The organism is Limnofasciculus baicalensis BBK-W-15 (assembly GCF_024178385.1).
GTDB classification, from domain to species: domain Bacteria; phylum Cyanobacteriota; class Cyanobacteriia; order Cyanobacteriales; family Coleofasciculaceae; genus Limnofasciculus; species Limnofasciculus baicalensis.
The window spans coordinates 1-11906 of the sequence record NZ_JAMZMM010000186.1 but is presented as its reverse complement, the minus strand read 5'-3'; the positions used below and the strand labels follow the sequence as shown (position 1 = coordinate 11906).

At 42.5% G+C, this 11906-nt stretch carries 6 protein-coding genes and 1 tRNA gene; 4 read left to right on the top strand and 3 right to left on the bottom strand.

Annotation, left to right across the window (positions count from 1 at the left end; all coding sequences use genetic code 11):
* The first annotated feature begins 196 nt into the window (after positions 1 to 196).
* Complete coding sequence (locus NJ959_RS17690) at positions 197 to 1168, top strand: heme o synthase (protein ID WP_254013063.1); 972 nt, start codon at positions 197 to 199, stop codon at positions 1166 to 1168.
* 517 nt (positions 1169 to 1685) lie between these two features.
* On the top strand, positions 1686 to 3152 hold the full coding sequence (locus tag NJ959_RS17685) for a RecQ family ATP-dependent DNA helicase (protein ID WP_254013062.1): 1467 nt from the start codon (positions 1686 to 1688) through the stop codon (positions 3150 to 3152).
* Between the two features lie 116 nt (positions 3153 to 3268).
* Here the strand turns inward: NJ959_RS17685 and NJ959_RS17680 are convergent, their stop codons facing one another.
* The gene (locus NJ959_RS17680; protein WP_254013061.1) at positions 3269 to 3775 is read right to left on the bottom strand and encodes a DNA recombination-mediator protein A; all 507 of its coding nucleotides are present in this window, start codon (positions 3773 to 3775) and stop codon (positions 3269 to 3271) included.
* 175 nt (positions 3776 to 3950) lie between these two features.
* Here NJ959_RS17680 and NJ959_RS17675 point away from each other — a divergent pair.
* Positions 3951 to 4024 (top strand) — tRNA-Val (locus tag NJ959_RS17675).
* Positions 4025 to 4566: 542 nt separating this feature from the next.
* On the opposite strand, the gene NJ959_RS17670 is transcribed toward NJ959_RS17675, so the two are convergent.
* Positions 4567 to 4719 (bottom strand): hypothetical protein, encoded by a 153-nt coding sequence (locus NJ959_RS17670; RefSeq protein ID WP_254013060.1) that lies wholly within the window; start codon positions 4717 to 4719, stop codon positions 4567 to 4569.
* Positions 4720 to 4800: 81 nt separating this feature from the next.
* Here NJ959_RS17670 and NJ959_RS17665 point away from each other — a divergent pair, with 81 nt between their 5' ends.
* Positions 4801 to 6828 carry an iron uptake porin gene (locus tag NJ959_RS17665; protein WP_254013059.1) on the top strand — a complete coding sequence of 676 codons (2028 nt, stop codon included), beginning with the start codon at positions 4801 to 4803 and terminating at the stop codon, positions 6826 to 6828.
* Positions 6829 to 6968: 140 nt separating this feature from the next.
* Here NJ959_RS17665 and NJ959_RS17660 read toward each other — a convergent pair whose 3' ends face one another.
* Positions 6969 to 11864, bottom strand: coding sequence for a GAF domain-containing protein (locus tag NJ959_RS17660; protein ID WP_254013058.1), 4896 nt, complete (start codon positions 11862 to 11864; stop codon positions 6969 to 6971).
* Positions 11865 to 11906 lie beyond the last annotated feature (42 nt).

The window sequence follows — 11906 nt, the reverse complement described above, 5'->3', positions numbered from 1 at the left end:
CTTCCACGCCTTTCAATAGAGCGTTTCATGTAGGGTGGGCACTCCCCCTTAGAACTTGAAAATCTGATTATTACCTTAGTGGGGAGTGCCCACCCTACGGTTATTGCTAACAAAACTCAAACTTCTCTTACCCAACTCAAAACTCAACACTCAAAATTAAAAACTCAAAACTCAAAAAAAGGAATAGGTGAATTGAATGCTTGGGACAACAGTATCCCCTCAACACGATAACTTATGGCAAGTTTTGCAAAGTTACTATCAGCTAACAAAACCTCGCATCATTCCTCTATTGCTGATTACTACAGCAGCAAGTATGTGGATGGCAGCCGATGGACAAGTAGATCCTTTATTGCTACTTGTAACCCTTGTCGGTGGTACTCTAGCTGCGGCTTCCGCACAAGTATTCAACTGTATTTACGATCGCGATATTGACTACGAGATGTTGCGCACCCGTCACCGTCCAATTCCATCAGGTAAGATCCAATCTCGTGATGCGTTACTATTTGGGATTGGATTAGGTTGTCTCTCCTTTACCCTATTAACTGTATTCGCTAACTTGCTAACAGCATTACTGGCAATGTCCGGTATTGTTTTCTACATGGGCATTTACACCCACTTACTCAAACGCCATACAGTCCAAAATATCGTAATTGGTGGTGCTGCTGGTGCTATTCCCGCACTAGTAGGATGGGCGGCAGTGACAGGAGAATTAAGCTGGGCAGCATGGTTACTATTTGCGATTGTGTTTTTGTGGACACCTCCCCATTTCTGGGCACTAGCTTTAATGATTCGGGAAGATTACGCCAAAGTCGGTATCCCGATGTTACCTGTGGTGGAGGGTGAAGAGTCTACCACTCGTCAAATTTGGATTTATACCCTGTTAGTTGTACCCGTTTCCCTGATGCTGATTTATCCTTTAGGAGTATCGGGTTTTCTTTATGGCGCGATCGCAATTCTGTTAGGTAGCATTTTCCTGAAAAAGGCATGGCAGTTATTACAGAATCCCACAGATAACCAACTGGCGCGATCGCTGTTTAAATACTCGATTCTCTACATGATGCTTTTGTGTACTGGGATCGTGGTTGATAGTTTGCCAATTACCCATCAACTTACTGCTCTTTTGACGGATAAAGTGGAAATGTCGATCGCGGCGATGTCGAGACTTTAGGGAATTATCAAATATAGCTGTTTTCAGTTGAATTTAGTACACCCCATAAACCCGGTTTCGCCGAAGAAACCGGGTTTCTTATTCTCCCACCCCGATTTTATACTGCCTCAGCATTTTGTTACAACTCTCTAAGGAAGATATTGTACTTGGTTTTCGCCATCCCAAAATACGGGCTTTGCAATTGCTTGATTTGATGGCAATCAAAGCCATAATCCAGCCTTCCGCGAAACTGAGGACTGACTCCTATAGTAAGTGTATTACACCCAGAAAAATTTTCTCTACAAAACGAATTTTCAAACCTAAGTATTTTCCCCAACTTCACCCAGGTTTAATCCGTATATTTACGGAAGCGTAATACAGAAGCAACCCTGTAATATAGGGTGTAATACGGGAAAAAGTGAGTCCCGTTGAGTTGGGGTGTTTTCTTTACGACTGAATAAAATTCAGCAGAAAATCTGGTACAACATCTTCCTCCAGACAAGCTGAGTCCGAAATACCATTGCCACTACTATTAATCATGAAATATTCTGCAATAACTTCCTGGGATGATGTCCGCGTCGAATTCAAAAAAATTTGGGGATATGAAGATTTCCGTCCCCCCCAAGGAGAAATTGTTCGCAGCCTATTAGACAAGCGAGATGCGCTAATTGTATTGCCGACAGGTGGTGGAAAGTCTATTTGTTTTCAACTTCCAGCCCTATTACAAACTGGATTAACTTTAGTGATTTCTCCTCTAGTTGCACTGATGGAAAATCAGGTACAGGAGTTAAAAGATCGTAAATTACCCGCTGCCCTACTTCATAGCGAATTACCCAGTCAGGAACGGCAAAAAACCCTGCAAGCATTAGAACGTCAGGAGCTACGATTATTATATCTATCCCCAGAAACTTTACTCAGTGAACCAGTATGGGAAAGATTGTGTCAGCCACAACTTGAGATTAATGGTTTAATTCTTGATGAAGCCCATTGTTTGGTACAGTGGGGAGATACCTTTCGACCTGCTTATCGGCGTTTGGGTGCAGTACGACCAGCCTTGCTGAAGTGTAAGCCACCAGGAACAAAAATTGCGATCGCGGCTTTCACTGCTACAGCCGATACTACCGCCCAAGCAACTATTCAAAATGTCCTGAAATTACAACAGCCAAAATTCTTTTTAATTAGTCCTTATCGGGACAATCTTAACCTCAAAGTGCAAACGGTTTGGAGTCCCAGAGGCCGCCGCCAAAAAATGTTAAAGTTTATCCAAGGGAAATCGGGACAAAGTGGCTTAGTCTATGTTCGTTCCCGGCGGGATAGTGAAGAATTGGCTCAATGGTTTGGGAAATTAGGTTATGCAACTGCCGCATATCATGGGGGATTAGGCGCTGAGGAACGTAGAAAAATTGAAGCTAGTTGGTTGAATGGAAATAGTCAATTTGTAGTATGTACTTCTGCTTTTGGGATGGGGATAAATAAATCAGATGTCCGCTGGGTGGTACATTTCCAAGCGCCTCAACTTTTGTCAGAATATATTCAAGAAGTAGGGCGTGGGGGAAGAGATGGGTTACCTGCTGATGCGCTCACATTAGTGAGTGAGCCAACGGGATGGTTAAATCCAGAGGATAAGCAACGCCGGGATTTTTTTGTCAATTTCTTGCGATCGCAATATCAAAATGCCCAAAAGTTGGTCAATAAATTACCACTTCAGGGAGAAGTGAAAACAGTAGCCACACAATATCGTGACGGGGAGGTAGCATTGGCAATTCTTCACAGTGCTAATCAACTAGAATGGTCTGATCCTTTCTCTTATCGCAAAAATCCCCGTATAGACTCTGCTACTTTAGTTAAGTTAAGCGCTACCCAAGAAGAAATACAATCGCAAATGACTCAATACTTGACCACTCGGGACTGTCGCTGGCAGTTTTTGTTAAGGGAGTTTGGCTTTACTAAAGAAGCGATTAACTTTCGCTGTCAGCGGTGCGACAATTGTTTGAAGAGTCGTTAGTCATTTGTTATTTGTTATTTGTCATTGGTCTAATTGATTCATCAATAGTTTTTTAGACTCATGAAAAGTAGACTTACCCTGAACCAGACAAATAACAAACAACAAATAACCAACAACTAATCAAAATAGAAAAGAGTAACAACTTTACGTTGTGCTTCCGCCTCCTCACAAGTTTTGAGGAGGGTTTTACTGTCATGAAAAGCGAAGCAAATAAGTTGCTGACACCGGGAAATTATTTCAGCGTTACACAAAGCACTCGCTTCACCCAGAGGCAGATGATCGTTTTCTGGGTTTTCTACCAAGTGCATGACTTGTTTTAACTGTTCCTGTGATTCCCGTGGCTGCCTTTCCAGGCTTTGGGGCAAAATCACCGTCAGCAAATTAGGATCGGCACGCATAGCCCCTCGAATAGAGGCTGAGTTAGTGCCAGCAGCGCCGGAAGTCATAAGACGATTTCCTGCTAAAACCATGGCATAGCTCATCATCTCAATTAGATGTTGATGAGTAATGGGGACGTGACGTGAACCCAATAGGGCAATACGTTTAGAACCCGTTTGCTGGATTGTCGCAAGTTCCTGCGCTAATGTATCGATGGTGGAGATGTCTACTGCTGATTGACTCAAAGATGTTAGCTTCGGCTGAACAACCTAGGTATTCTAGCAGAACTAACTATCGTTGAGACCAGATCCGAAGTATTTTCCCTACTCCCCTACCCCCCAGCTCCCTGCCAATTTTTTTTTTCTCGATCCGATTGCATTTTTTCAGATGTCTGTGCTATATTGTTTAACTGGTCGGTGAGGACGCATAGCTCAGTTGGTTAGAGCACTACGTTGACATCGTAGGGGTCACTGGTTCGAATCCAGTTGTGTCCATTTTTCATAAGAGGGTAACAAGGGTTCTCCCATCCCAATCATCCTCACCTATGGGTACTTTTGAGGATAGTTTTGAATTATTGAATAAGTTATTCAATAATTCAGAGAGGGTGTATCAGGTACTATCTGACATAAATCTGACATAAACCTCAAGACGTATACACCACAAAGCTTTCAGGCAATTCTCAATAATGCGATTTATTCAGGGCTGAAATCAAACTAGCTCAATTCCATAAACTGGTTACCCAAGCATCAATTAAACATCAGGAAAAACTGGATAAAGAAACCGCTGATATTTTCTTGATGATGGCTGGATATCACTAAAGAAAGCAGAACTTGATAGCCAGCGTAAAAAGTAGCACAAATTTATCGGGACTACAAAATAGAGAAAATATCTCTATTGGTAATTGCCATTTTTAGTTTAGTTAGGAGTAGCCCTACTGCCACATATCGCGATACACTAGCAAAGGGTAACACACCCTACAGATAGGAGATGTAAGTCCTGGTAATTTGTGGCGATGATATATCTCATCTCTCGTCTACTAAGATCTTGCACGCCTTTCAATAACCGTAGGGTGGGCAATCCTCACCAACGTAATAATAAACTTTTCGCCTGATATTTTGGCGCTTTCCCCCTTGGCATCTACTATCTTTTCCCAAAATACCTCTCCAGGCTCGATTTCTAGCGAAATCATCCGGATTGGTATCACATCATTCTGTAAATTAGAGTGCCATCCGCTACTGCTAACCTTGATTTTTTTTTGTGAGGACTAACTTTGAATAACAATCGCCTAACTATTATCGGTAGAGTCAGTTTATTATGCTTAATTGCTGGTTCTTTCTCTGGGAAAACTAACCCTGCTCTTGCGGATATTCCTAACACCCTAGACAAAAATCAGCCTGAGCCTTTGGCTAAAATTGAAGCAAGCACTACTGAAGGTGCGATCGCAAATTCTAATATCTATTCAGCCACAGACACCGAAAGTATCAGCAGCACCATAGTCAAACTAGACCAAACTGATACAAATAAATACGATACTCCTGTTCTTCCTCAAACGCAACAACTTGACTTAGAGACTTCAAAAGTAAAAATTGAACCTGATGAACAGAGGAATAGCAATAATTCATCATTACCGAGTGAATCTAACACTTTAGCCCAACTTATAGAAAGCAACAATCTAGATTCATCTGGACTAGAACAAGTTACTTCTGTATCGCAACTCTCCGATGTTCGCCCTAGCGATTGGGCTTATGAAGCACTAAGAAACTTAGTTGAACGGTATGGTTGTATTGCGGGATATCCAGATGGTACATTTCGCGGCAATCGTGCCATGACTCGTTATGAATTTGCGGCTGGATTAAATGCTTGTTTGCAACAAATTGAGCGATTAATTGGCAATAATTCCCCCAATACTAACCCACAAGACTTAACCACACTGCGGCGTTTAGTTGATGAATTTCAGGTAGAATTGTCAACTTTAGGAGCCAGAGTAGATAAAATAGAAGGACGTGTTAGCTACTTAGAAGAACATCAATTTTCTACAACAACTAAGTTGGAAGGTGAAGCAATTTTCTCACTAGTTGGCGCTACGGGAGGAGATCCTGATACGGGAGATAATGCCAATCTTATTCTAGTAGATCGAGTCCGCTTGAACCTCAAAACCAGTTTTACAGGCAAGGATTTGCTAATTACTGGATTGCAGGCGAATAACTTTGGCGGCGATGCCTTTGGTGCGGGTAGTGTTCAAGGAACATTATTTCCAGGAAGAGATGCTTTCCTCAGTGAAGGATCGACAAAACTAAGCTTTGAACCTCAGTTTCCCCGATTTACACCTCAAGATCTCAGTACGACGAATGGAAGTAATAATGTTCAGCTTTACAAGCTACTTTATATCTTTCCATCTGGCATAAAAAATCTTACCCTATTTGGGGGAACTTCTGCTGAAGTATCTGATGCTTTTCCCACTATTATTCCCTTTGCTAGTGAAGGGCAAGGAGCGATTTCTCGGTTTGCTACTTTGAACCCTGTATTGCGGGTATCTGGTGGTACTTCTCAAACAGGTTTAGCATCTGCAGCGGGTTTTATTTGGGGTATTTCTGATAAATTAGACTTCCGTGCTTTGTACGGTAGTGTTAATGCGGCTATTCCTAATCAAGGTGCTAATAATGTCTTAGGCGCAGGATTTTTTAGTGGTAGTAGTGTTGCAGCGGCTCAACTTACGATTAAGCCTAGCAAAAGTTTTGATATTGGTCTCAATTATGCCCACAGTTACCACGATTTGAATATACTGGGTATTGGTAATTCACGCTACTCTAGTAGTCCTCTATTTATTCCAGGACAAACTCAGGATCTAACAGGCAACCTAAACCTAGCAGGTACTTTAAACACACCTATTCATGTTAACTCTATCGGCGCAACTTTAACCTGGCGTGTTGCACCCAAAATTGCTTTCACGGGGTATGGCTCATATTTCTTTGTCGATTCAGCCGCTGGTGCAGATGCGTCTTCTAATTTCAGCAGTTGGATGGTTGGACTCCATTTCCAAGACTTATTGAAAGAAGGAAATAGTGCAGGATTAATTTTTGGACAACCGCTTTATCGAGTCAGTGCTGATGGTGCTGCTAAATTAGCGGAACCTGATATCGATCGTGCTACACCATACCATTTGGAGGCATTTTACAACTTCAGAGTTAACGATAATATCAGTATTACTCCAGCGGCTTTTGTCCTCTTTAATCCAGAAGGTGATGCGAATAATGATACCACCTTGGTAGGTGCGATTCGTACTACTTTTACCTTCTAATAATTGGGGAATGGGGAGTAGGGAGTAGGGAATATCGGGAATATCTAGAAACCCGGTTTCTCCAAGAAACCGAGTTTCTTAGCATCTCTGAGTTTTAGATTTAATTCTGGATTTCCTATTCTTTAGCAATTAGCAATTAGCTACCCCTCCAGCTTCTCACGCTCAAAATATAAAGCAGTTTTCACATTTTCGTATTCCGCTACCATTTGTGATAAGATAGCGGCGGCTAATTCCCAATTATTTGCAGAATTGGGTTGGCTAACCCCACCGAAAGTATTGTTTACAAATGTGAGTTTCATCCCTTCCAACTCCCGGCATAATTCAGAGAGGCGCATCGCACCAAAAGTAGCGCTAGTTGACTTGAGATTATGAGCATATCTTTGTAAGGTTGCCGCGTCTCCTTGGGATATCGCTTGAGTCATCCCTTCCAATAACTGCGGCGTTTCTTCCAGATAGCTATCAATCACTCGCACTAACATTTCGTTTTCGTTAACCATTAACTGCAATTCTTCAAATGCAGTCGCGTCAATCACTTCTTCAAGGGGAAAAGGGGCTATGGGCTGGGGAATAGGGGCTAGGGAAGAAGAATTTTCTAGCCCCGATTCTCTAGCCTCTAGCCCCTCTTCTTCTCCTATTAACTCTTCAGGCAAGAGGAATTTTTCTTCTTCTATTACCTCTAACCTCTCACCTCTTACCTCTAACTCCGATTGACATTGATTTAACGCGCGAACCAATTCTTCGATCCGGATTGGTTTACTGATATAATCATCCATACCTGCTTGCAAACAGATTTCGCGATCGCCCTGCATCGCATTTGCCGTCATCGCCACAATCCGAGGGCGCTGGTATATGGACCATTCTGAACATATATATTTAGCCGCCGCCAAGCCATCCATCTCCGGCATCTGGACATCCATAAATACCACATCATAAAACTGGCGGCGCAAGGCTTCAATTACCTCCAAACCATTCCCCGCCACATCTGCGCGATAGCCAAGTCGCCGTAACAAATGCAATCCCACTTGTTGATTTACCACATTATCTTCTGCCAGGAGAATCCGCAGTGGCAAACGGGATGCCATATCAGGATCAATCTGTGGTGATATCGGGTAACTGGATCTGACTTTGATGGGTTTACCTCCCATAACCTGGACTAGAATATCGTGAAGTTGAGATTGTTTAATTGGCTTAGTCAGAATTGCCGCAAACTTAATTTCATCGATTTGGGTACGAGTTTCTGGTTTGCCCATTGAAGTCAACATTACCAGAGGCAACTCCTGATAATTTTGCAGTTGCCGGATTTCACTAGCGAGGGTTAACCCATCCATTCTCGGCATCTGCATATCCAGAATTGCCAGATCGAAATACTCTCCGTCTTCCAGCAATTCTAATGCTTCTGTACCAGACTCAACCGCACGAGTTGTCATGCCCCAAAACTCTCCTTGGAGAGTCAATATTTGGCGATTGGTAGCATTATCATCCACAATCAAAACTCGTTTGCCATCAAGTTGAGGTTGCCTGACATCAAGATCTATTTCATCATCAATATGGCAAGATTGAGTAACTACTGTAAAGTAAAAAGTCGAACCCTCACCTGCGTGACTTTCCACCCAGATTGTCCCCCCCATCATTTCACTCAACCGCTTGCAAATTACCAAACCTAATCCAGTCCCCCCAAAATGACGACTAGTAGAAGAATCAACCTGGCTAAAGGGTTTAAATAGGCGATCTAATCTGTCAGCAGGAATACCAATTCCTGTATCTTTTACAGCAAATTTAATTTCATAGTTTTGTGGTTGGTTATTGGTTGTTGGTTGTTGGTTATTTCTTGTTGGTTGTTGGTTGTTGGTTATTTCTTGTTGGTTATTTGTTGTTGGTGTGTTTACGACTTTTGACGTGACTGAAATAGTTACTTCACCAGTAGTAGTAAACTTAACAGCATTACTGAGTAAATTCACCAAAATCTGACGCAATCTAGTAATATCTCCCAGGATGGCAATGGGAGTTTTGGGATCGATTATGTAAGTTAACTCGATACCTTTTTCAGTTGCTCTAGGGGCAAGTAAGTCTAAAGATTCTTCAATGGAAGTACGGAGATTAAAGGGTTGTTCTTCCAACTCTAACTTACCAGACTCAATTTTAGAAAAGTCGAGGATATCATTAATAATAGTTAGGAGAGTTTCGCCACTATTACGAATAGTTTCTACAAAGTCAGCCTGTTGCCGTGTAAGCGGCGTTTCTAGCAATAATCCCGTCATCCCAATTACGGCATTCATAGGGGTGCGAATTTCATGACTCATAGTTGCCAGAAATTCACTTTTAGCTTTGTTAGCAGCTTCTGCTGAGTGTTTAGCAGCAATAGTCGCCTGATTCTGTTCGGCTAGTTGCTGCCGCTGACGCTTTTCTTGCTCCAATAATTGAGCTTGAGCCAGGGCAATTCCCACTTGATCCGCGACTGCTTCTAGTAATTCGATCTCATCCGTCGTCCATTGGCGACAGGTATCGCACTGATGAAGAGCAATTACCCCATTCGGTTGTCCCTTATAAGAGGTACGGATTGCTAACATAGACTTAAGATTAATCTGGCGGCAGAGGAAAGTAATCGGTTGTAGAAGGGGATCGTTGCTAACATCTGGAGATGCGATCGCGCGATCTCGTATTAGTAGATCTTCCATGTAGGGATTCCCTCGCACTGGCATCGTTAAATCCAGAATTGATGCGTATCTGGATTCTAAATATTCTGCTACTATGGGAATCCGTGGTATTGGTTGTTTGTTGTTGGTTGTTTGTTGTTCGTCTTGACTTTTGACTTGTTCCCCCTCTTCCCTGTATGTGTGAATAACACAGCGATTGACGCGAAATGTTCTACCAATTTGAGTAACAGCGGTTTGAAAAATCTGTTGGGTATCCAGACTCCCTCGAATTTCTTGGGTAATTTGCTTGAGGAGTAAAGATCTTTGAAGCTGTTGTTGTAGCGCCAATTCAGTCTCATGGCGCTCGATAAGTTCGGCGGAAAGATGTTGGTACAATTCAGATTGCTGCACTGCGATCGCAACCTGTGTTGCTAATTGTACTAATAGATCGATTTCAACTGTTTGCCACTGCCTGGGATCTCGACAATGATGGGCAATCAGGAGTCCCCAGAGTTTATCTCCTTGTAAAATTGGTACGGTTAATGTAGCAATAGCATCGAATTGTGCCACGAAGTCTACATAGCAGGGGACGAGATTAGCAGTGTAAATATTTTCAATTGCACTAATGTGACCTTCTTGATAGACTGATGCGTAAGTTTCACCAAAGCAGGGATCGTGGATAGTAGTTCCCCAAACTACTTTCAAGTTGGCATCAACTGATTCGACAGCAACAATTCCACTCCAGTCAGGATTGAATCGGTAAATTAATACCCTGTCAGTGGCGAGAAATTGGCGAACTTCTGTCACAGTAGTATTGAGGATTTCATCTAATTCCAGAGATTGACGAATTCGCATTGAAATTGAACTAATTAATCGTTCGCTTTCTGCTTGGTGTCTGAGTGCTACTTCAGCTTGCTTTCGTTCATTAAGTTCTCTTTCCAGTTGCTGTTTATATCCCAACTGATTAAGTGCGATTGCAACTTGGGTTGCTAATTGTTGCAGTAAATCGATTTCCAATTCCTGCCACTTTCTCGTACTGCGACAATGTTGGGCAATTAGTAATCCCCAAAGTTCTTCACCTCGTAAAATTGGCACCACTAAGTTGGCTCTCACTTGAAACTTAGCCAAAAATTCTATATGGCAATCTGCCATTTCCGCGTTGTAAATATCCTCGACGACTTGAATCCGTCCCTGTTGGTAAGCTTTCACATAGTTTTCAGCAAAACAATCATCTTTAACATGGATATCTAGAACTGCATTCCAAGGCGCAATCACTGATTCTATAGCAACAATTCCACTCCAGTCGGGATTGAAGCGGTAAATCATTACTCTATCTGTATCTAGAAACTGTCGTACTTCTGTGACAGTAGTATTAAGAATTTCATCAAAGTCTAATGACTGATGAATTCGTAGTGCGATCGCTCTAATTAACTTTTCCCGTTCCGCCTGCTGTCGTAATACTGCTTCTACCTGCTTTTGTCCGCTAATATCCCTAATCGTTCCTACCAATATTTTCCGCTCTGCTTCGTCAAAAAAGATAGATTTTTTGGTATAAATTATATGAGTTTTTCCTGACGCATCTGTCAAAGATTCTTCGTTTTCATCAGGGACACAAGTGGTAAAAACTAAATCATCTTTTTCCCAAAATACATCAGCTTCCTCTTGGGGTAATAAATCCCGATCTGTTTTTCCAATTAGTTGTTCTCTGCTACACCCCATTAATTCACAAAAGGCATCGTTTACAGCTATCCATTGATGTTGTTCGTTTTTGACAAAAATCGGATCGGGAATAGCGTTTAAAATATTATTCAAAAACTCAATAGAGGAGATTTGATCCCTGTGGGGAGTAGGGAGTAGGGAATAGGGAATGGGGAGTAGGGAAGAAGAATTTACTAGCCCCTGCTCTTGAGCCTCTAGCCCCTTTTCTTCTCCTCTTACCTCTAACCCCTTACCTATTACCTCTTCTGTTGAGAGTCTGTTAATTAATCTCAGTCGTGCTTGGCTTTCTTTGAGCGCTGTCTGTACTTCCTCATTTACCGCCATTTGCTCTTGAAGCTCCTGTTGGATTTCCTCAAGTTGAGGGGTTATCTGGGCGACAGTTTCCTGTAATCCTGCGATGATGCCCAGCATTGCCATGGGATCGAGCGATCGCAAAACGTCTTCTGGAGCGAGAATACCCAAATATGATGATACAGTTGGCGAATTCGGAAAACCTAACCCCCCAGCCCCCTTCCCTACTAGGGAAGGGGGAGTTGGAGAGGCAATCTCTAGGGGCTGTGGAGGGGTTAGACTCTCCAATTCGCCAAGAGTCTCATAGGCTCCTCCCCTCACCAGCAAGGGTTCCATTGGCGATATTTGCCGCATCTCTTCTAGCGCCTTCCACAATGAATCGCTAGGATTCACTCCCAATGCCAAAGGCGGGCGCATTACTGTATGTGCCGGGAG

Excerpts from the sequence above, each read along its gene's own strand:
- NJ959_RS17685 (WP_254013062.1), top strand. The coding sequence starts at position 1,686 with ATGAAATATTCTGCAATAACTTCCTGGGATGATGTCCGCGTCGAATTC.
- NJ959_RS17690 (WP_254013063.1), top strand. The coding sequence starts at position 197 with ATGCTTGGGACAACAGTATCCCCTCAACACGATAACTTATGGCAAGTT.
- NJ959_RS17670 (WP_254013060.1), bottom strand. The coding sequence starts at position 4,719 with ATGATTTCGCTAGAAATCGAGCCTGGAGAGGTATTTTGGGAAAAGATA.